Origin of the sequence: Fretibacterium fastidiosum, from assembly GCF_000210715.1 — a bacterium.
Lineage (GTDB): Bacteria > Synergistota > Synergistia > Synergistales > Aminobacteriaceae > Fretibacterium > Fretibacterium fastidiosum.
Genome location: NC_021038.1, coordinates 969,774 through 987,141, shown reverse-complemented (window position 1 = coordinate 987,141; position 17,368 = coordinate 969,774). Strand labels below are relative to the sequence as shown.

Annotated in this window: 33 protein-coding genes and 2 pseudogenes; all 35 read left to right on the top strand. The window is 63.5% G+C overall.

Annotated features, from left to right (window positions below; translation table 11 throughout):
• The coding region (locus SY1_RS04465) for an EF-Tu C-terminal domain-related protein (protein ID WP_481128936.1) at positions 1–391 on the top strand (391 nt) is incomplete at its 5' end.
• Between the two features lie 24 nt (positions 392–415).
• Positions 416–721 carry a 30S ribosomal protein S10 gene (gene rpsJ / locus SY1_RS04460; RefSeq protein WP_208872833.1) on the top strand — a complete coding sequence of 102 codons (306 nt, stop codon included), beginning with the start codon at positions 416–418 and terminating at the stop codon, positions 719–721.
• Between the two features lie 51 nt (positions 722–772).
• The gene (gene rplC, locus SY1_RS04455; protein ID WP_015556319.1) at positions 773–1,396 is read left to right on the top strand and encodes a 50S ribosomal protein L3; all 624 of its coding nucleotides are present in this window, start codon (positions 773–775) and stop codon (positions 1,394–1,396) included.
• A 26-nt stretch (positions 1,397–1,422) separates the two neighbouring features.
• Positions 1,423–2,046, top strand: coding sequence for a 50S ribosomal protein L4 (rplD, locus tag SY1_RS04450; protein WP_015556318.1), 624 nt, complete (start codon positions 1,423–1,425; stop codon positions 2,044–2,046).
• Complete coding sequence (gene rplW, locus SY1_RS04445) at positions 2,043–2,339, top strand: 50S ribosomal protein L23 (RefSeq protein ID WP_015556317.1); 297 nt, start codon at positions 2,043–2,045, stop codon at positions 2,337–2,339. Before rplD ends, rplW begins: the two co-directional genes overlap by 4 nt.
• Positions 2,340–2,355: 16 nt before the next feature.
• Positions 2,356–3,183, top strand: a complete 828-nt coding sequence (gene rplB, locus SY1_RS04440; protein WP_015556316.1) for a 50S ribosomal protein L2 — start codon at positions 2,356–2,358, stop codon at positions 3,181–3,183.
• Between the two features lie 22 nt (positions 3,184–3,205).
• Complete coding sequence (gene rpsS, locus SY1_RS04435; RefSeq protein WP_208872831.1) at positions 3,206–3,490, top strand: 30S ribosomal protein S19; 285 nt, start codon at positions 3,206–3,208, stop codon at positions 3,488–3,490.
• A 13-nt stretch (positions 3,491–3,503) separates the two neighbouring features.
• Positions 3,504–3,848: a 50S ribosomal protein L22 gene (gene rplV / locus SY1_RS04430; RefSeq protein ID WP_015556314.1), complete on the top strand. Its 345-nt coding sequence runs from the start codon at positions 3,504–3,506 to the stop codon at positions 3,846–3,848.
• A gap of 12 nt (positions 3,849–3,860) precedes the next feature.
• Positions 3,861–4,541: a 30S ribosomal protein S3 gene (rpsC, locus tag SY1_RS04425; RefSeq protein ID WP_208872829.1), complete on the top strand. Its 681-nt coding sequence runs from the start codon at positions 3,861–3,863 to the stop codon at positions 4,539–4,541.
• A 6-nt stretch (positions 4,542–4,547) separates the two neighbouring features.
• Positions 4,548–4,973, top strand: coding sequence for a 50S ribosomal protein L16 (gene rplP / locus SY1_RS04420; RefSeq protein WP_015556313.1), 426 nt, complete (start codon positions 4,548–4,550; stop codon positions 4,971–4,973).
• Positions 4,973–5,188: a 50S ribosomal protein L29 gene (gene rpmC / locus SY1_RS04415; protein WP_015556312.1), complete on the top strand. Its 216-nt coding sequence runs from the start codon at positions 4,973–4,975 to the stop codon at positions 5,186–5,188. The genes rplP and rpmC overlap by 1 nt, the downstream gene beginning before the upstream one ends.
• Positions 5,189–5,194: 6 nt before the next feature.
• On the top strand, positions 5,195–5,497 hold the full coding sequence (gene rpsQ / locus SY1_RS04410) for a 30S ribosomal protein S17 (RefSeq protein WP_015556311.1): 303 nt from the start codon (positions 5,195–5,197) through the stop codon (positions 5,495–5,497).
• A gap of 3 nt (positions 5,498–5,500) precedes the next feature.
• The gene (rplN, locus tag SY1_RS04405; protein ID WP_015556310.1) at positions 5,501–5,869 is read left to right on the top strand and encodes a 50S ribosomal protein L14; all 369 of its coding nucleotides are present in this window, start codon (positions 5,501–5,503) and stop codon (positions 5,867–5,869) included.
• A gap of 14 nt (positions 5,870–5,883) precedes the next feature.
• Positions 5,884–6,207, top strand: coding sequence for a 50S ribosomal protein L24 (gene rplX, locus SY1_RS04400; protein ID WP_015556309.1), 324 nt, complete (start codon positions 5,884–5,886; stop codon positions 6,205–6,207).
• Between the two features lie 17 nt (positions 6,208–6,224).
• Entirely contained in the window at positions 6,225–6,770 is a 546-nt protein-coding gene (rplE, locus tag SY1_RS04395; RefSeq protein ID WP_015556308.1) for a 50S ribosomal protein L5, read from the top strand.
• A gap of 19 nt (positions 6,771–6,789) precedes the next feature.
• Positions 6,790–6,975 carry a type Z 30S ribosomal protein S14 gene (locus SY1_RS04390; RefSeq protein WP_015556307.1) on the top strand — a complete coding sequence of 62 codons (186 nt, stop codon included), beginning with the start codon at positions 6,790–6,792 and terminating at the stop codon, positions 6,973–6,975.
• Between the two features lie 17 nt (positions 6,976–6,992).
• A complete protein-coding gene (gene rpsH / locus SY1_RS04385) occupies positions 6,993–7,397 on the top strand; it encodes a 30S ribosomal protein S8 (protein WP_015556306.1) in 405 nt (134 codons plus the stop codon).
• 12 nt (positions 7,398–7,409) lie between these two features.
• Entirely contained in the window at positions 7,410–7,949 is a 540-nt protein-coding gene (rplF, locus tag SY1_RS04380) for a 50S ribosomal protein L6 (protein WP_208872827.1), read from the top strand.
• Positions 7,950–7,965: 16 nt separating this feature from the next.
• A complete protein-coding gene (gene rplR / locus SY1_RS04375; protein WP_208872825.1) occupies positions 7,966–8,331 on the top strand; it encodes a 50S ribosomal protein L18 in 366 nt (121 codons plus the stop codon).
• A gap of 21 nt (positions 8,332–8,352) precedes the next feature.
• Positions 8,353–8,874 carry a 30S ribosomal protein S5 gene (rpsE, locus tag SY1_RS04370; protein ID WP_015556305.1) on the top strand — a complete coding sequence of 174 codons (522 nt, stop codon included), beginning with the start codon at positions 8,353–8,355 and terminating at the stop codon, positions 8,872–8,874.
• 11 nt (positions 8,875–8,885) lie between these two features.
• A complete protein-coding gene (rpmD, locus tag SY1_RS04365; protein ID WP_015556304.1) occupies positions 8,886–9,068 on the top strand; it encodes a 50S ribosomal protein L30 in 183 nt (60 codons plus the stop codon).
• 14 nt (positions 9,069–9,082) lie between these two features.
• The gene (rplO, locus tag SY1_RS04360) at positions 9,083–9,529 is read left to right on the top strand and encodes a 50S ribosomal protein L15 (protein ID WP_015556303.1); all 447 of its coding nucleotides are present in this window, start codon (positions 9,083–9,085) and stop codon (positions 9,527–9,529) included.
• Between the two features lies 1 nt (position 9,530).
• Complete coding sequence (secY, locus tag SY1_RS04355) at positions 9,531–10,841, top strand: preprotein translocase subunit SecY (RefSeq protein WP_208872823.1); 1,311 nt, start codon at positions 9,531–9,533, stop codon at positions 10,839–10,841.
• Positions 10,842–10,854: 13 nt separating this feature from the next.
• Positions 10,855–11,511, top strand: coding sequence for an adenylate kinase (locus SY1_RS04350; RefSeq protein ID WP_015556302.1), 657 nt, complete (start codon positions 10,855–10,857; stop codon positions 11,509–11,511).
• Positions 11,498–12,283 (top strand): type I methionyl aminopeptidase, encoded by a 786-nt coding sequence (gene map / locus SY1_RS04345; protein ID WP_015556301.1) that lies wholly within the window; start codon positions 11,498–11,500, stop codon positions 12,281–12,283. Before SY1_RS04350 ends, map begins: the two co-directional genes overlap by 14 nt.
• Positions 12,284–12,393: 110 nt before the next feature.
• Positions 12,394–12,567, top strand: coding sequence for a KOW domain-containing RNA-binding protein (locus tag SY1_RS04340; protein ID WP_208872821.1), 174 nt, complete (start codon positions 12,394–12,396; stop codon positions 12,565–12,567).
• Positions 12,568–12,596: 29 nt separating this feature from the next.
• Entirely contained in the window at positions 12,597–12,827 is a 231-nt protein-coding gene (gene infA, locus SY1_RS04335) for a translation initiation factor IF-1 (RefSeq protein WP_015556299.1), read from the top strand.
• Positions 12,828–12,870: 43 nt separating this feature from the next.
• Positions 12,871–12,996 (top strand): 50S ribosomal protein L36, encoded by a 126-nt coding sequence (gene rpmJ / locus SY1_RS04330; protein ID WP_208872819.1) that lies wholly within the window; start codon positions 12,871–12,873, stop codon positions 12,994–12,996.
• 4 nt (positions 12,997–13,000) lie between these two features.
• Positions 13,001–13,378: a 30S ribosomal protein S13 gene (gene rpsM / locus SY1_RS04325; RefSeq protein ID WP_015556298.1), complete on the top strand. Its 378-nt coding sequence runs from the start codon at positions 13,001–13,003 to the stop codon at positions 13,376–13,378.
• Between the two features lie 42 nt (positions 13,379–13,420).
• Positions 13,421–13,816, top strand: coding sequence for a 30S ribosomal protein S11 (gene rpsK / locus SY1_RS04320; RefSeq protein WP_208872817.1), 396 nt, complete (start codon positions 13,421–13,423; stop codon positions 13,814–13,816).
• An 82-nt stretch (positions 13,817–13,898) separates the two neighbouring features.
• Entirely contained in the window at positions 13,899–14,900 is a 1,002-nt protein-coding gene (locus tag SY1_RS04315; RefSeq protein ID WP_015556297.1) for a DNA-directed RNA polymerase subunit alpha, read from the top strand.
• A 3-nt stretch (positions 14,901–14,903) separates the two neighbouring features.
• Complete coding sequence (rplQ, locus tag SY1_RS04310; protein ID WP_208872815.1) at positions 14,904–15,263, top strand: 50S ribosomal protein L17; 360 nt, start codon at positions 14,904–14,906, stop codon at positions 15,261–15,263.
• Positions 15,264–15,311: 48 nt separating this feature from the next.
• Positions 15,312–16,355: pseudogene (locus SY1_RS12755) on the top strand (ATP-binding cassette domain-containing protein); the annotation flags it as partial.
• A 7-nt stretch (positions 16,356–16,362) separates the two neighbouring features.
• Positions 16,363–17,034 (top strand): energy-coupling factor ABC transporter ATP-binding protein, encoded by a 672-nt coding sequence (locus SY1_RS12530; RefSeq protein ID WP_341524221.1) that lies wholly within the window; start codon positions 16,363–16,365, stop codon positions 17,032–17,034.
• Positions 17,031–17,368 (top strand): annotated as a pseudogene (locus SY1_RS04295) (hypothetical protein); the annotation flags it as partial. The gene SY1_RS12530 and the pseudogene SY1_RS04295, both read left to right, overlap by 4 nt.

The following is a 17,368-nucleotide window of genomic DNA, read 5'->3' as shown; positions in this document are numbered from 1 at the left end:
CCTGGACGACGCGGAGGCTGGAGACAACGTCGGGATACTGCTCCGTGGCATTGACAAGGACCAGGTGGAGCGTGGCCAGGTGTTGGCGAAGCCCGGTACGGTGACGCCGCACACGAAGTTCAAGGGCGAGGTGTACGTTCTGAAGAAGGAGGAGGGCGGGCGCCATACGCCGTTCTTTGCGGGGTACAAGCCGCAGTTCTACTTCCGGACGACGGACGTGACGGGTGACATCAAGCTGCCGGATGGTGTGGAGATGGTGATGCCTGGTGACAACGCCACGTTTGAGGTGTCTTTGATCGTGCCCATCGCCATGGAGGAGGGGCTGCGCTTCGCGGTGCGCGAGGGCGGCCACACGGTGGGCGCAGGCGTCGTCACCAAAATCCTGGAATAACGCTGCAGGAAGAGGGACGCTCAAGTGGCTAAGAGGATCCGCATTCGTTTGAAGGCGTTTGACCACAGAATTCTCGACACGTCTGCGGCCCAGATCGCGGAGACGGCGGCCGGCACGGGGGCCAGGGTTTCTGGCCCCATCCCGCTGCCCACCGAGATCGGCCGGGTGACGATCCTGAAGTCGCCCCACAAGGACAAGGACGCGCGGGAGCAGTTTGAGATGAGGACGCACAAGCGCCTCATCGACATTATCGAACCGACGCAGAAGACCATGGATGCGTTGATGCAGCTTAATCTTTCCTCTGGAGTGGACATCCAGATAAAGCTCTAGCCCTGGGGCTGAGGCCGACGGAAAGCGCTTAGGCTGAAAGGAGAGAAAACGATGGGTATAGGGATCCTGGGGAAGAAGATGGGCATGACTCAGATTTTCGACGCTGAGGGACAGGCCGTTGCGGTGACGGTCATCGCGGCGGGGCCGTGTCCGGTCGTGGCCGTCCGAACCCCCGAACAGAACGGGTACTCTGCCGTTCTTCTCGGCTTTGGGGCCGTGAAGCCCCACAAGCTGTCCAAACCCGTAAAGGGCCTGTTCGACAAGAACAAGGTCGAGCCCAAAAGGACGCTTCGCGAGTTCCGCCTCGACAAGGCGGAGGGCTACGAGGTGGGGCAGGAAATCAGGGTGGATTTGTTTGAGGCGGGCGAGAGGATAGACGTCAGCGGAGTCAGTAAGGGTAAGGGCTTTGCCGGAGTCATGAAGCGGTATCACTTCGGCGGCCAGCAGTTCAGCCACGGAACCTCGGTGGAACATCGCCATGGTGGCTCGAGCGGCGCTATCTCCTACCCGGGGCGCGTGTTTCCGGGGAAGAGGATGCCCGGACACATGGGAAGCGACAAGGTCACGGTCAAGAACCTGACGGTGATGGCCGTCGATCTGGAGAACAACCTCCTCCTTGTCAAGGGGGCCGTGCCGGGCGCTAAAGACGGCCTGGTCGCCCTGTACAAAAAGTAAGGGATAGGGGAAGGAGGTAACCGATTATGCCAACGATTAAAGTGGTTGATTTCAGCGGCCAGAGCGCCGGCGAGATGGAGCTCTCCGAGGTGGTGTTCGGCGCGCCGATCCACGTTGCCGCCATGCATCAGGTGGTGGTGGCGCACCTCGCGAACTGCCGCCAGGGGACGCACGCGGTGAAGACCCGCGGCGACGTCAGCGGCGGTGGCAAGAAGCCCTGGCGCCAGAAGCACACGGGCCGCGCCCGTCAGGGGAGCACCCGTTCTCCCCTCTGGGTCCACGGCGGCGTCGCTCACGGCCCCAAGATGAGGGACTACAGCCAGAAGGTGAACAAGAAGGTTCGTCGTCTGGCGCTCTTGAGCGCCCTCTCCGTGAAGGTCCGCGACGCGCAGATGCTGGTGGTCCGGGGCATGGAGATGGAGGCCCCCTCAACGAAGACGATGAAGGGCTTCATGGACGCCATCGGCGCCGAGAAGGCCCTCGTGATCTATAGCGGCAACGGCGAGAACGTGGCCCGCTCCGTCCGGAACATTCCCGGAGCCAGGTATCTGAACGTTGCGAGCATCAACGTTTACGATCTTCTGAACTCCAGGACGCTGGTTGTGACTCCGGAGGTCGTCGCCCGCCTTGAGGAGGTTTACGCGAGATGAGTCTTTCAGCTCACGATATCATTATTCGCCCCGTCGTCACGGAGAAGAGCAGCGCTCTGATGGAGCTCAACAAGTACACCTTCGAGGTTCGCCGGGACGTGAACAAGATTCAGATCCGCAAAGCGGTCGAGGAGGCCTTCAAGGTCAAGGTCTTGAGCGTCAACACCATCAACGTCAAAAGCAAGCCCAAGCGCATGGGCGCTTCCGTTGGAAGGACGCGCTCCTGGAAAAAGGCGATCGTATCCCTTCCCCAGGGGCAGCGCATCGAGTTCTTCGAGGGCGCTTCGATTTAGAAAGGGGTAAGTCGATATGTCAATCAAACAGTTCAAACCCTATACCCCTGGCCGCCGTCAGATGACCATTCAGGGACGTGAGGACATCACGGCGGACAAGCCGGAGCGTTCCCTGACCCGTGAGCTGCGCAAGCACGGCGGACGCAACAACACGGGGCGCATCACGATGCGCCACATCGGCGGCGGGCACAGGCGCGCCTACCGCATCATCGACTTTCGCCGCGACAAGATCGGCGTCCCCGGCAAGGTTGCGACGATCGAGTACGACCCCAACCGCAACGCCCGCATCGCCCTGATTCACTACCTGGACGGCGAGAAGCGCTACATCCTTCTCCCCAAGGGCCTGAAGGTGGGGGACACGATCCTGGCCGGGCCGGAGGCGGACATCACGCCGGGCAACGCCCTGAAGCTGAAGGACATTCCGGTGGGCGCCGTCGTTCACAACCTCGAGCTTCAGCCGGGCCACGGCGCGAAGCTGGTCCGCTCCGCAGGGACCTCCGCGCAGCTCATGGCCAAGGAGGGGAAGTACGCCTACCTCCGCATGCCGAGCGGCGAGCTCCGCCTCTTCCTCCTGGAGTGCATGGCCACGGTGGGGCAGGTCGGAAACGAGGAGTATGAGAACATCTCCCTGGGCAAGGCGGGGAAGACCCGCTGGAGCGGCCGTCGTTCCTCCGTCCGCGGCATGGTGATGAACCCGGTGGACCACCCGTTGGGCGGCGGCGAGGGAAAGAGCAAGAGCAACAAGCATCCCGTTTCTCCTTGGGGTACGCCGGCTAAGGGATATCGTACGCGCAGACACAAGGCCTCCGACAGGCTGATCGTGCGCCGCCGTTACGATAAGTAACAGACGAGGAGGACGTTAGAGGATGGCTCGTTCTACTAAAAAGGGACCTTTTATCGAACAGAGGCTCCTGGCTAGAATTGAGGATATGAACATATCGGGAAACAAGAAGGTCATCAAGACCTGGTCCCGTCGCTCCACGGTGGTCCCCCAGATGATCGGGCACACCATCGCCGTGCACAACGGCCGGATGCACCTGCCGGTGTACATCAGCGAGAACATGGTGGGGCACAAGCTGGGGGAGTTTGCCCCGACGCGCAAGTCCGCGCGCCACGCCGGGCAGGAGCGCGCCGCCAAGGGCGTTAAGTAGGAGGGGGCCGCTGATGGAAGCTAAGACGATGGCAAGGGCCATGGCTCGCCAGGCCCGGATCGCCCCGACGAAGGTGAGGCAGGTCCTCACCCTGATTCGAGGCAAGGGCGCCGAGGAGGCCCTCACGATCCTTCGCTTCAGCCCCCAGAAGGCTGCGCGGATCGTGTACAAGGTCCTTCAGAGCGCGGTGGCGAACGCAGAGCACAACTACGGGATGGATATGGATAAGCTGTACGTCCTCACGGCCTTCGCGGACCAGGGACCCGTGATGAAGCGCTTTCGTCCCGTCTCCATGGGGCGCGCTCATCCTTATGTGCATCGCACATCCCATGTGACCGTTACGGTTGCGGAACGTTAGGAGGGTTTATTCGTGGGACAGAAGGTTCATCCCGTAGGATACAGGCTTGGTGTCGCGTCGGACTGGCAGTCCAAATGGTACGCGGGGCGCAAGGAGTACGCCGCGAAACTCCATGAGGACCTCAGGCTTCATGACTGGATCATGAAGAAGTGGGAGGGAGCCGCCATCTCCCGCGTCGAGATCGAGCGCGTGGGGCACGTGATTCGCTTCACGATCTGGACGGCGCGCCCCGGCGTCGTGATTGGCAAGGGCGGCACGGAGATCCAGACGATCAAGGACGAGCTTCAGGCCATGACCGGCGGCAAGGTGATGGTGAACGTCCATGAGCTGAAGAACCCCGACGTGGAGGCCCAGCTGGTTTCGGAGAGCATCGCCTCCGCCCTGGAGCGCCGCGTCTCCTTCCGCAGGGCCATGAAGCAGGCCATCTTCCGTGCGACGAAGGCGGGCGTCCTGGGGATCAAGGCCCAGGTGGCGGGACGCCTCGGCGGCGCGGAGATCGCGCGCACGGAGTGGTACAACGAGGGGCGTCTTCCCCTCTCCACGATCAAGGCGGACATCGATTACGGCTTCGCCGAGGCCCGGACGATGTACGGCGTGATCGGCTGCAAGATATGGATCTACCGCGACCGCGAGCACGAGCGTCCCATGATGATGCGCGGGTCGCGCCGCGATCGCGACAAGGCAAGGGGGTAGTCCTTTATGCTTATGCCCAGCAGAGTCAAATACCGCAAGTCGCACAGGTCTCCGCTGCGTGGCGTCTCCAAGGGAGGCACCACGGTCGCCTTCGGCGACTGGGGAATTCAGGCGCTTGAGAACGTGTGGCTTACAGCGCGGCAGATCGAGGCGACGCGCGTCGCCATCTCCCGAAAGATGAAGAAGGGCGGAAAGATATGGATTCGGGTTTTTCCGGATCGCCCCTACACGAAGAAGCCCCTGGAGACCCGTATGGGAAAGGGAAAGGGCGCTCCCGAGTTCTGGGTTGCCGCCGTCAAGCGGGGCCGCGTGCTCTTCGAGTTTTCGGGGATATCTCCTGAGCTTGCGGCGGAAGCCTTCAGGACGGCCTCGCACAAACTGCCCGTCAAGGTGCGCATTGTATCACGGGAAGGCATGGGTGGTGAAAACTGATGGATGCGACGAAACTTCGCGAACTCACGCTGGATGAGCTTCAGGAGAAGTACAGCCAGTACAAGGAGGAGCTCTTTAACCTTCGTTTCCAGAACGCAGTCGGACAGCTCAAGAACACGAGCCGCATCCGTGACGTTCGCAAGACTATAGCCAGAGTGCTGACCATCGCGGGGGAAAAGCGCCAGGCGATGGCCTCAGATGCCGCCAGGAGGTAGGTTTCCATGGAGCCTTATAAGGAGACGGCTCCCGCGCACCGCAAGGTCCGCGTGGGAATTGTCGTGAGCAACAAGATGGACAAGACGGTTGTGGTTAAGGTTTCCCGCCTTGCGGAGCATCCCCTCTACGGGAAGCGGATCCGCCGCGCGAAGAAGTACGTGGCGCACGACGCGGAGAACACCTGCCGGGTGGGCGACGAGGTTCGCATTCGCGAGACCCGGCCCCTGAGCAAGACGAAGAGATGGGAACTGGTTGAGGTCATGCGGCGTGCTCCCGTCTTCGATTCTGATACGCCCGGAGAGGAGTAACTTATGATTCAGCTGACGACAGTACTGAACGTTGCTGACAATTCGGGCGCGCGGAAGCTCTTCTGCATTCAGGTCATGGGGGGCAGCAAGCGCAAGTGGGGCACGATCGGTGACGTCATCGTCGCCTCGGTGAGGGAGGCCATCCCCAACAGCAACATCGCGAAGGGATCGGTCGTCAAGGCCGTGATCGTTCGGACCCGCAAGGAGGTTCGCCGCCGCGACGGCTCCTACGTCCGTTTTGACGACAACGCGGCGGTGATCATCGACGCCAACGGCGAGCCCAAGGGCACGCGCATCTTCGGGCCCGTCGGCAGAGAGCTGCGCGCCAAGAAGTACATGCGCATCCTCTCGCTTGCGCCTGAAGTGGTTTAGGAGGCTGTTCCATTATGTCAGTAAGGCTTAAGAAGAACGACCGGGTGCGCGTGATATCCGGCAAGGACAAGGGGAAAGAGGGCAAGATCCTGCGCCGCATCCCGGACCGCGACCTGGTGGTGGTGGAGGGCGTGAACCTGGTCTCGCGCCACATGCGCCCGACCCAGAAGAACCCCCAGTCCGGAATCCACAAGCAGGAGGCGCCCATCTACGCCTCGAAGGTCATGCTGGTCTGTCCCCATTGCGGCGCAGCGGTGCGCGTGGGCTCCTCCTTCCTGGAGAGCGGCAAGAAGGTTCGAGTCTGCAAAAAATGCAGTGAGATCATCGACAAGGCCTGAGTGGGGAGGGGTTAGAAATGGTTCCGCGCATGTTGGAAAAATACAAGAAGGAGATCTCTCCCGCCCTGCTCAAGGAGTTCGGATACAAGAACGTCATGCAGCTCCCCAGGGTCGAGAAGGTCGTTGTGAACATCGGGGTTGGCGACGCGAAGCTGGACATCAAGTTCATGGATGCCGCCATCGCGGAGCTCCGCGCCATCACGGGCCAGCAGCCCCTCCTGAAGCGCGCCAAGAAGTCCGTTGCGGGCTTCAAGGTCCGCGAGGGGATGCCCGTGGCCTGCTCGGTGACGCTCAGGGGAACCCGTATGTGGGAGTTCCTGGATCGCCTCATCTCCCTTGCGCTGCCCAGCATCAAGGACTTCCAGGGGGTCTCCCGCAGGGGCTTTGACGGGCGCGGCAATTACAACCTCGGTCTCCGGGAGCAGCTGATCTTTCCGGAGATCAGCTACGACAAGGTGATCCGCTCAAGGGGCATGAACGTCTCCATCGTGACGAGCGCGTCCACGGACGAGGAGGCCCATGCGCTCCTGAAGGGCATGGGAATGCCCTTCAACAACCGCTGAAGAGGGGGCACGATCTGAAATGGCAAGGAAAGCGTTGAAGTACAAGGCAAAGCTGCCCCCCAAGTTTGAGGTTCGGCAGCACAACCGCTGCCCGCTCTGCGGCAGAATCCACGGATATATGCGCATGTTTGATATGTGCCGCTGCTGCTTCCGCAAGCTTGCCCGCGAGGGCAGAATACCCGGCGTTGTCAAGTCGAGCTGGTAGCCTAAGGGGGCAACGGAATGTACGTTAACGATCCTATCGCGGATATGCTCACGAGAGTGCGCAACGCGAACATGATTTACAGCGAAAGCGTGGATGTTCCCGCAAGCAAGATGAAACTGGCCATCGCCAGGATCCTGAAGGACGAGGGGTACATCAAAAACGTCAAGACGATCACCGATCCGAAGAAGCCCTACGCCTCCATCCGCATCTTCCTCTCCTACGGGCCGGAGCGCGAGCGGGTGATCCAGGGGCTGCGCCGCATCAGCAAGCCCGGTCGGCGCCTCTACGTGGGAAGGGACAAGCTTCCGGTCGTCATGGGCGGCCTGGGGCTTGCGATCCTCTCCACCTCCAAGGGGCTCAAGACCGGCGCCGAGGCCATGAAGCTGGGCCTGGGCGGCGAAGTCCTGTGCTACGTGTGGTAAGGGGGCTTCTCTATGTCTCGTATTGGACGAAAAGCGGTGGCCCTGCCCAAGGGAGCCGCGGTCTCCGTCAAGGGAGATAAGATCGTAGTCAAGGGCCCCAAAGGCGAGCTCTTCGCGCCCCTCATGCCGGGCATCGCCGTGGACGTTGACGGCGAGAAGGTGCAGGTCACCCGGTCGGGCGACGACAAGCAGACCTGTGCGTGGCACGGCATGACCCGCGCCCTGATCGCGAACATGGTCACCGGGGTGACCGAGGGCTTCCAGAGGACGATGGAGATCGTGGGCGTCGGCTGGAGGGCTCAGCTGCAGGGCAAGAAGCTGGTCATGAACCTGGGCTTTTCGCATAACGTCGAGTTCACCCCTCCGAGCGGCGTCGAGATCGTGGTGGAGAACCCGATCAAGATCGTCGTCAAGGGAATCGATAAGGAGCTGGTGGGGCAGACCTGTGCGCTCCTGCGTCAGTACCGCCCGCCGGAGCCCTATCATGGCAAGGGCATCCGCTTTGAGAACGAGCACATCATCCGCAAGGCCGGAAAAACGGGTGCGAAGTAGCTAGGGAGCGCAGAAGATGAGAAAACGAAGCAGAAACGATATGCGCATTGTGCGGCATGAGAGGCTGCGCCGCACGTTGGCCGGCACGGCGGAGAAGCCGCGGATGGCCGTTTTCCACAGCCTGAACCACCTTTATGTTCAGATCATCGACGACGACCTGGGACGCACTCTGGCCTCCGTCTCCACCCTCGAGAAGGCCCTGAGGGGCGAGCTCAAGGGGACCTGCAACGTGGAGGCCGCCAGGGTCGTCGGCAGGCTGGCCGCGGAGCGCGCGAAGGCGAAGGGGATCGAGACGGTGGTCTTTGATCGCGGCGGGCATCAGTATCATGGCAAGGTCAAAGCCCTGGCTGACGCGGCGCGCGAGGCCGGCCTTAAGTTTTAGGATCAGGAGAGCAGGCTGAACATGATCAAAAAGCGAATCGATGCTAAATCACTGGACCTCAAGGAGCGCGTTGTCGCCATAAACCGCGTCAGCAAGGTCGTCAAGGGCGGAAAGCGCTTCAAGTTCGCGGTCCTCGTGGTGGTGGGCGACGGCGACCGTTACGTCGGGGCCGGAATCGGCAAGGCCAAGGAAATCGCCGAGGCCGTGCGCAAGGGGATCGAGAAGGCCAGCAAGGAGCTCGTCGCCATCCGCAGGAACGGCGACACGATGCCGCACCCCGTCACCGGGTGCTTCGGCGCGGCGAAGGTCCTCCTCAAGCCCGCCCCCGCCGGAACGGGCGTTATCGCGGGCGGAGTGGTGCGCGCCATCATGGAGCTCGGAGGGGTGAAGGACGTCGTCACCAAGGTGGTGGGGCGCACCTCCAACTCCATCAACGTGGCCTGGGCCACCCTCGAGGCGATCAAGGAGACCCGGACGGCGGACGAGATCTACAAGCTCCGCGGCAGGAAGCCGGCAGAGCCGGCGTCCGCCTCCGCGGATTAGGAGGTTTGACCATGGCTAAGATTAAGGTCAAATGGGTCAAGAGCGCCATCGGTTTCGCGGAGCGCCAGAAGCGGACGATCAAGGCTCTTGGCTTCAAGAAGCTGCAGTCCACGGTGGAGCATGAGGACACCCCTCAGATCCGCGGAATGATCGAGCACGTCCGGCACCTTGTGGTCTGGACTGTGGAAGACTGAGGAGGGGGACGGGTATGAACCTTCATGATCTCAGGCCCGCACCGAACTCCCGCACCAAGGCGAAGCGCCTGGGGCAGGGCATCGGCAGCGGGACGGGCAAGACCTCCGGCAAGGGCAACAAGGGACACAAGGCGCGCACGGGCGGCGGCGTTCGTCCGGGGTTTGAGGGCGGCCAGATGCCCCTCGTGAGGCGGACGCCCAAGCGCGGCTTCAACAACGCCCGCTTTGCGCGGACCTATCAGATCGTCAACGTCGGGTCCATCGAGGACAAGTTCGAGGCCGGCCAGGAGGTCACTCCCGATACCCTCATGAGGGCGGGACTGATCTCGGGCGCCTCCCTTCCCGTCAAGGTCCTGGCGAAGGGAGACTTGCTGAAGGCCCTCACCGTGAGGGCGAACGCCTTTAGCAAGGGGGCGGAGGAAAAGATCAAGGCGGTTGGCGGGAAGGCTGAGGTGATCTGACGTGTTCGGGTCTCTCGGCGACGCCTTCAAACTGCCTGACCTGAAAAGACGCCTTCTCTTCACCCTCGGCATCCTCTTCATCTTCCGGCTTGGGGCTCATATCCCAACGCCGGGAGTGGACACCGCCGCCATGGCGAACCTCTTCAACAGCGTCGGGGGCGGGGTGATGGACTTCCTGAACCTCTTCTCCGGCGGCGCGCTGAGCCAGTTCAGCATCTTTTCCCTCGGTGTGGCGCCCTACATCAACTCAAGCATCGTGATGCAGCTCCTCGTGGTGATCTTCCCCGCCCTGGAGAAGATGCAGAAGGACAGCGCGGACGGCCGCAAGAAGCTCATCCAGTGGACGCGGTACGGCTCGATCGTCTTTGCGGTCGTGCAGGCCGTGGGCATGACGGCGTGGATCGGCAGCCAGGGGATCTTCTCAGGCACCTTGGGGGACGCCTTCATGATCGTCACCACCCTCACGGCCGGCTCCCTGGCGGTGATGTGGCTGGGCGAGGAGCTCTCGGACCACGGGATCGGCAACGGCATCTCCCTCCTGATCTTCGCCGGCATCGTCGCCCGTATCCCGGAGGCCTTCATCCGCGTGGGGACGATGCTGCGCCTCGGCGAGATGAACTTCCTGGCGCTCCTTGCGGGGCTCGTGCTGATGATCGTCGTGGTGGCGGGCTGCATCCTCCTGCAGGAGGGGCAGCGCCGCCTTCCGGTGCAGTACGCCAAGCGCGTCGTGGGGAACAAGGTCTATGGCGGACAGAGCACCTTCATCCCCCTGAAGATCAACCAGGCGGGGGTTATCCCGATCATCTTCGCCTCTTCCATCCTGATCTTCCCCTACACCATCGCCAACTTCTTCAGCGACAGTGCCGTTGGGGCCTTTATCCGTGACCTCTTCGCGGCGGGCAGGATATTCTCCTTCTACACGCTCTGCTACGTCGTGCTGGTCGTCTTCTTCTCCTACTTCTACACGGCGGTGGTCTTCAACCCGACGGACATCGCCTCCAACATGAAGAAGTACGGCGGCTTCATCCTGGGCATTCGCCCCGGTCAGCCGACGTCGGACTACATCAGCCGCGTGATGGAGCGCATCACCATGGCGGGGGGCATCTTCCTGGCGATTGTCGCCATCATCCCCAACGTGATGACCTCCATCGTGGGGACCCGAAGCTTCTACTTCGGCGGGACGGCGGTCCTGATCGTCGTGGGCGTCGCCCTGGACACGATCAACCAGATCGAGGCCCAACTCCTGATGCGGCATTACGACGGGATACTGAAGAAGTCCGGCGGAAAGGCCGGAAGCCTGCTTCGCATGTAGGGGGCGGGACGAGATGCGACTAGTCCTTTTAGGCGCTCCCGGCGCCGGCAAGGGGACGCAGGCCGCCCTGCTGAAGGAGCGGGAGGCGTGCGTCCACGTCTCGACGGGAGACATCTTGAGGAAGAACCTGGGGGAGAGGACGCCCCTGGGGCTGGAGGCCAAGAAGTTCATGGACCAGGGCGTCCTGGTGCCGGACGACCTCGTCCTGAAGATGGTGTCCTCCCGGCTCCTGGAGCCCGACGCGGCGGAGGGCTTCCTCCTGGACGGCTTCCCCAGGACGGTGCCCCAGGCGGAGTTCCTGGAGTCCTTTCTGACGGAGCACCACGCGAAGCTGGACGCAGTGCTCCTGTTCTCCATCGCTGACGAGGCCCTCGTCCGCCGCCTCTCCAACCGGAGGACCTGCCGCTCCTGCGGGGGTATCTTCAACCTCCTCACGATGGGCGGGGCCGCGGGCGCGAAGTGCCCCTCCTGCGGCGGCGAGCTCCATCAGAGGGACGACGACCAGGAGGCGGTGATCCGAAACAGGCTCAAGGTCTTTCACGAGCAGACGGAACCCCTGATCGCCTGGTATCGGGACCGGGGGCTCCTCTCCGAGATCGACGCCGCAAGCGCCCCGGAGACCATCTACGCAGGGGTAAAGGCTGCGTTGAACCGGCATGCTGCACCTTAAGACTCCCGAAGAGATCGACCTGCTGCGCAAGGCAGGCAGGGTCGTGGCGGATATCCTGGACCACATCGGCACGGTGGTCCGTCCGGGCGTCTCCACGGGAGAGCTGGACCGCATCGCGGACGAGCACATCAGCGCCTGCGGCGGGACGGCCGCCTTCAAGGGGTATCGGATGACGAGCAGGACGCCTCCCTTTCCGGGGATCGTCTGCGCCTCCATCAACGACGAGATCGTCCACGGCATCCCCTCGGATGAGCGGAAGCTCGAGGAGGGGGACATCCTCAGCATCGACGTGGGGGTCTGCCTGAACGGCTACTTCGGGGACGCGGCCTGCACCTACCCGGTGGGGGCTATCAGCCCGGAGCGTCAAAGGCTCCTGGAGGTGACGGAGACCTCCCTGAACAGGGCCATTGAGGCGGCCCGGGTGGGGAAGACGGTGGGCGATATCGGCTACGCGGTGGAGTCCTATGCCGTGCCCCTGAAGTACGGCATCGTCCGGGATTACACGGGACACGGGGTGGGGCGAAAGCTGCACGAGGCCCCGCAGGTCCCCAACTTCGGACGTCCGGGACGCGGCGTCATGCTGCAGAGGGGGCTGACCCTGGCCATCGAGCCCATGATCATGTCGGGGCGCGAGGCGGTCCGGGTGGGCGAAAACGGCTGGACGGTCCTCACTGCCGACGGTTCTGACGCGGCGCATTTCGAGCGGTCCATCGTCGTCCTGGACGACGGACCTGAGATATTGACCCCATGGACAAGCCGGATGGGCCGTTAGGCCCGGACCCCGTTTCCTGCCGTCTTGGGCAGGTGGTCCGATCCACAAAGGGAAAGGACCGGGGCAGGCTTTACGTGGTCGTCGGTTTCCTGGACGGAAATCGACTGGCTTTGGCGGATGCGGAGCGGTTCAATGTTCTGCAGCCCAAGAAGAAGAATCCAAGGCATGTTCAGGTGACGCCGCAGTGCGCGGCGGAGTTGGTCGCTTTGATAGAGGCGGGTAAGAACATCGACCGAGGCCGCTTCTGCCAGATTCTCGCAGGGCTCGGGATGCGCTTAGATTGAGATTTCAGAACGGAGAGGCAGGGCAGCATATGGCAAACGCAGGCGGCAAAGAGGAAGTCATCGAGGCTAAGGGAGTGATCTCGGAACCTCTCCCCAACGCCATGTTCCGCGTGGAGCTGGAGAACGGGCACAAGCTTCTGGCGCACGTTTCGGGGAAGATGAGGATGCACTTCATCCGCATCCTTCCGGGGGACAGGGTGCTGGTCGAGGTGTCTCCCTACGATTTGAGCCGGGGAAGGATTATATATCGCTATAAATAAGGGCTGACCTTATTTCGAGTTCTTTTTTCGAGGAGTGGGAGCAATGAAGGTTAAACCGTCGGTCAAGCCGATCTGTGAGTTCTGCAGGGTGATCCGCCGTCATGGCGTCGTTCACATCATCTGCAGCCGTAACCCGCGTCACAAGCAGCGCCAGGGTGTGAGGAGGTAGTCGAATGGCTCGTATTTCAGGTGTGGACCTTCCGCGCGAGAAGCGCATCGAGATTGCCTTGACGTATATCTTCGGCATCGGAGTGCCCTCCGCCAGGAAGATTTTGGCGGCGACGGGCGTGAACCCCGACGTCCGGGTGAAGGACCTCAGCGAGGATGACGCTCAGAAGCTGCGCCGCGAGATTGAGGAGCACTACGTCGTGGAGGGAGACCTGCGCCGTGAGGTCAGCATGAGCATCAAGCGCCTGATGGACATCGGGTGCTACAGGGGACTTCGGCACCGCCTGGGACTTCCCGTCCGCGGTCAGAAGACGAAGACGAACGCAAGGACGCGCAAGGGCAAGCGCCGCACGGTGGCCAACAAGAAGGTTGCCACGAAGTAGCGGCCGGGCCTGAACGGAATTTTTAGAGGAGGCGAAACTCGCGTGGCGAAGAGAACGGCAGTCCGCAAGGGCAAAAAACGTGAGAAGAAGAACATAAACTATGGAGTGGCCCACATCTACTCCACCTTTAACAACACGATCCTCTGCATCAGCGACAAGGAGGGGAACGTCATCTCCTGGTCCAGCGGCGGCAACGTGGGCTACAAGGGGACCCGCAAGTCCACCCCCTACGCGGCGCAGATCGTGGCCCAGCAGGTGGCCAAGGGCGCTCAGGATCATGGCGTGCAGGAGATCGACGTCATCGTCAAGGGCCCCGGCCCCGGCCGCGAGTCCGCGATCCGCTCCCTGCAAGCGGCGGGACTTCAGGTCAACCTCATCAAGGATACGACCCCCATTCCTCACAACGGCTGCCGGCCGCCGAAAAGACGCCGCGTCTAACCGCCCCTTGATCGGCGGCTGGAAGTTGATGGGCGCGATTGAATGCGGCCCCTGGCGTCTGCGAAGAATAGGAGCGTAAACTATGTTGGAAACCTTGGAGATCTTGCGCCCGGTGCTTAAGCTGGAGGAGAACACTCCGACTTACGGGCGCCTGTACCTGGAGCCCCTGGAACGCGGGTATGGAATGACGTTGGGAAATGCGCTTCGAAGGGTGCTCCTCTCTTCGATCCGGGGCGCTGCGATCACGTCGGTGCGCATTGACGGGGTGCTGCACGAGTTCAGCACGGTCCCTGGCGTGCGGGAGGATGTGATGGAGATCCTGATGAACCTGAAGCACATCCCCGTCCGCTCCAAGAGCAAGGAGGTTCGCGTGGTCTCCCTGGACGTTGAGAGGGCGGGGCTCGTGACGGCCGGAGACATCCCGGAGAACGGCGAGATCGAGTTTATCGACCCGAACGCGAAGATCTGCACCATGGAGGAGGGGGCCCACCTCAGCATGGAGCTCTACATCGAGCAGGGGACGGGCTACCTCTCCGCCGAGCGCCCCAGGCCGGCCTATCTCCCCGTGGACGCGCTGCTTACGGACGCGATCTTCTCCCCCGTGCTCCGCGTGAACTACGGCGTGGAGGCGGCGCGGGTCGGGCAGAGGACCGACTTTGAACGGCTGGCGATGGACGTCTGGACCAATGGGATCATCGCCCCGGACGCGGCGGTGGGCGAGGCGGCCCAGATCATCGAGAAGTGTTTCAGCTACATCGTGGCCAGCGTCGGCCAGGCCGGGCCGGACGGCGTCGGAGGCGGCGCCTACGACATCGACCTGGGCGCGGACAGGAGGATCGGGCCGGCGGGGAACGAGGAACTTCTTGCCAGGCCGGTCCGCGAGCTGGAGCTCTCCATACGCAGCGAGAACTGCCTGCTGCGGGGTGGGGTCCAGACGATTGGGGATCTTCTTCAGAAATCCCGCGAGGACCTCTTGAAGATCCGCAACCTCGGAAAGATATCTCTGACCGAGATTGAGGAAAAACTGGAAAGCGCGGGGTTAAAGCTGCGCGAGAAAAAGGAAAAAGCAGGTAAGGAGGATTAACCTATGAGACACCGTGTGGATCATAGAACGCTCGGCCGATACGGCAGCCACAGGATGGCGATGTTGGGCAACATGGCGGCCAGCCTGTTCCTGAGCGGACAGGTCAGGACCACCGTCACCCGCGCCAAGGAGCTTCGCCGCGTTGCCGAGAAGCTCATCACCCGCGCTCGCGGCGGCTCGGTGCACGACATTCGCGTCGTGTTCTCCCGTATGCCCCACAAGGAGGCCGCGACGAAGCTCTTCAAGGAGGTGGCCCCCCGCTACATGTCCTTCGACAAGGGCGGCTACACCCGCATCGTCAAGTTGGGCGTCCGCGCGGGCGACGGCTCCGAGATGGCCGTCGTCCAGCTGATCGAGAAGTAAGCGCGCCGTCCTTGAACCTTGAACGGATCGAAGGCCTCCCACCCGCCCATGCTTGAGCTGCGCTCCGTCTCCTTTTCCTACGACGGAGCGCGCCAGGCGCTCGAGGACGTCTCACTCAGGGTCGGCCGCGGCGAGAGGGTCGCCGTCCTGGGCCACAACGGGTCCGGAAAATCGACGCTCGTCAAGATCATGGGCGCCCTGCAGGTTCCATCGCGGGGCGCCTGTTTTATATCCGGACGCGACGCGCAGGACCTCCCCTTCCGGGAGCTGCGGGGGCTGGTGGGGGTCGTCTTTCAGGACCCGGAGAACCAGATCGTCGGGGCGGTGGTGGAGGACGACGCAGCCTTTGCGCCGGAGAATCAGGGCCTGCCCCCGCAGGAGATTCAGGCCCGCGTGGACTGGGCCCTCGAAAGGGTCGGGATGCGGCACAAGCGCAGGGCGATGGTCTCCGCCCTGTCGGGCGGGGAGAAGCAGCGCGTCGCGCTGGCCGGAGCCCTGGCCGCCCGCGTGCGCTGTCTGATCCTGGACGAGCCGACCTCGATGCTGGACCCGGAGGGGCGCCTGGAGGTGGAGGAGGTCCTGCGGCGGGTACACGCTTCGGGCGTCACCCTGATCCAGGTAACGCACCAGCTGGAGAACTTCGAGGACGTGGATCGGGTCCTGCTGTTGTCCAGGGGCCGCCTTGCCTGGCAGGGGCCACCCGATGCGTTCTGGTCCATGGCGGAGTCGCTGGGGTTCGAGCTCCCTCCCCTTCGTCGGCTGACGGAGAGGCTTCGGAAGCTGGGCCTTGACGTTCCGTCGGCCGACGCCGAGGTCATCTGCCGCGCGCTGGAGGGGCGGGTGGGGAACCTGCCTCGGTGGCGCGATGGGGTTTCCCCGGCCGGGCGGACGCCCTTCATCGAGGTGCGCCGCCTCGCCTTTCGCTTTGACGACGGATCGGACGGCGTGGCGGCGCTCTCGGACGTCTCCGTTGATGTGCCCCAAGGCGGCTGGCTCTCCATCGTCGGGCGGACGGGGAGCGGGAAGTCCACCCTCGCACAGCACATGAACGGCCTCTACAGGGTTCAGGCCGGCCGCATCCTCCTGGAGGGGGAGCCCCCTGCCCCAGAGCGGGGAGGCGCTTTACCGCTTGAGGCAGCGCGTGGGCCTCGTCTTCCAGATGCCAGAGAGGCAGCTGTTCTCGCCCACCGTCCGCGAGGAGCTGGCCTTTGCGCCGGCGAACGCGGGGTTCGAGGGGGAGGCGCTCGACGAGGCCGTCCTTGGGGCGCTCAGGGCCGTGGGGCTGAGGGAAGACTTCCTGTCCCGAAGCCCGTTCCAGCTTTCGGGAGGGGAGCAGCGGCTGACGGCCATCGCCTCGACGCTGGCCGCCGGGCCCGACTGCGTCGTCCTGGACGAGCCCCTGGCGGGGCTGGACGCCGCCTACCGCCGCGGCATCCTGGCCCTTCTGACGCGGCTGCGAGACGAGGGCAGGAGCGTCGTCACCATCACCCACGACCTGGACATGGCGCTCTGCTTCAGCGACCGGGTGCTGGTCATGGACGGGGGGCGGAGCCTGGCGGAGGGCACGCCGCAGGAGGTGCTGCCGTCCCTGATGGAGGCGCTCCGGCCCGACGTGTGGCCGGGGGCCCTTCAGGTGTCCGCCCGCCTCCGGGCGCGGCATCCGTCCTTCCCCCTGGTCTGGCGGGTCGAGGCGCTGTGGGACCTCCTGAGGCAGGGGTTCTCCCCCGACTTTGAGCGCCCGTCCCCATCGTCGGCGAGAGGGGGAGCTTGAGTTTGCGTTTTTCCTCCATGGTCATGGGGCAGTACGTCCCCACCGATTCCATCGTTCACAGGCTGGACCCCAGGGCGAAGCTCCTGGGGCTCCTGTGCCTCGTGTCCGGGGCCTTCGCCGCGGGGGACGCCCCCGCCGTGGCCCTCTCTACCCTGACGTTCGCGGCTCTCCTCCGCCTCTCGCGCCTGTCGCTCGCGGCCGTGCTGCGCTCCGCCCGCCCCGTCTTCTTCCTCGTCGCCTTCACCTTCGCCTTCAGCGTGGCCTCGATCTGGCTGGGGGAGGGCGACCTCCTCCTGGGCCTGCGGACGGGGGGATTCAGCGCCTTCCGCCTCCT

Coding starts and splice junctions, on each gene's coding strand:
- rpmJ (WP_208872819.1), top strand. CDS start 12,871: ATGAAGGTTAAACCGTCGGTCAAGCCGATCTGTGAGTTCTGCAGGGTG.
- rplQ (WP_208872815.1), top strand. CDS start 14,904: ATGAGACACCGTGTGGATCATAGAACGCTCGGCCGATACGGCAGCCAC.
- rplF (WP_208872827.1), top strand. CDS start 7,410: ATGTCTCGTATTGGACGAAAAGCGGTGGCCCTGCCCAAGGGAGCCGCG.
- rpsE (WP_015556305.1), top strand. CDS start 8,353: ATGATCAAAAAGCGAATCGATGCTAAATCACTGGACCTCAAGGAGCGC.
- SY1_RS04390 (WP_015556307.1), top strand. CDS start 6,790: ATGGCAAGGAAAGCGTTGAAGTACAAGGCAAAGCTGCCCCCCAAGTTT.
- rplW (WP_015556317.1), top strand. CDS start 2,043: ATGAGTCTTTCAGCTCACGATATCATTATTCGCCCCGTCGTCACGGAG.
- rplP (WP_015556313.1), top strand. CDS start 4,548: ATGCTTATGCCCAGCAGAGTCAAATACCGCAAGTCGCACAGGTCTCCG.
- rplO (WP_015556303.1), top strand. CDS start 9,083: ATGAACCTTCATGATCTCAGGCCCGCACCGAACTCCCGCACCAAGGCG.
- rplC (WP_015556319.1), top strand. CDS start 773: ATGGGTATAGGGATCCTGGGGAAGAAGATGGGCATGACTCAGATTTTC.
- infA (WP_015556299.1), top strand. CDS start 12,597: ATGGCAAACGCAGGCGGCAAAGAGGAAGTCATCGAGGCTAAGGGAGTG.
- SY1_RS04350 (WP_015556302.1), top strand. CDS start 10,855: ATGCGACTAGTCCTTTTAGGCGCTCCCGGCGCCGGCAAGGGGACGCAG.
- rpsS (WP_208872831.1), top strand. CDS start 3,206: ATGGCTCGTTCTACTAAAAAGGGACCTTTTATCGAACAGAGGCTCCTG.
- rpsQ (WP_015556311.1), top strand. CDS start 5,195: ATGGAGCCTTATAAGGAGACGGCTCCCGCGCACCGCAAGGTCCGCGTG.
- rpsM (WP_015556298.1), top strand. CDS start 13,001: ATGGCTCGTATTTCAGGTGTGGACCTTCCGCGCGAGAAGCGCATCGAG.
- SY1_RS04315 (WP_015556297.1), top strand. CDS start 13,899: ATGTTGGAAACCTTGGAGATCTTGCGCCCGGTGCTTAAGCTGGAGGAG.
- rplV (WP_015556314.1), top strand. CDS start 3,504: ATGGAAGCTAAGACGATGGCAAGGGCCATGGCTCGCCAGGCCCGGATC.
- rpmD (WP_015556304.1), top strand. CDS start 8,886: ATGGCTAAGATTAAGGTCAAATGGGTCAAGAGCGCCATCGGTTTCGCG.
- rplB (WP_015556316.1), top strand. CDS start 2,356: ATGTCAATCAAACAGTTCAAACCCTATACCCCTGGCCGCCGTCAGATG.
- rpsH (WP_015556306.1), top strand. CDS start 6,993: ATGTACGTTAACGATCCTATCGCGGATATGCTCACGAGAGTGCGCAAC.
- rplN (WP_015556310.1), top strand. CDS start 5,501: ATGATTCAGCTGACGACAGTACTGAACGTTGCTGACAATTCGGGCGCG.
- map (WP_015556301.1), top strand. CDS start 11,498: ATGCTGCACCTTAAGACTCCCGAAGAGATCGACCTGCTGCGCAAGGCA.
- rplR (WP_208872825.1), top strand. CDS start 7,966: ATGAGAAAACGAAGCAGAAACGATATGCGCATTGTGCGGCATGAGAGG.
- rplD (WP_015556318.1), top strand. CDS start 1,423: ATGCCAACGATTAAAGTGGTTGATTTCAGCGGCCAGAGCGCCGGCGAG.
- rplE (WP_015556308.1), top strand. CDS start 6,225: ATGGTTCCGCGCATGTTGGAAAAATACAAGAAGGAGATCTCTCCCGCC.
- rplX (WP_015556309.1), top strand. CDS start 5,884: ATGTCAGTAAGGCTTAAGAAGAACGACCGGGTGCGCGTGATATCCGGC.
- rpmC (WP_015556312.1), top strand. CDS start 4,973: ATGGATGCGACGAAACTTCGCGAACTCACGCTGGATGAGCTTCAGGAG.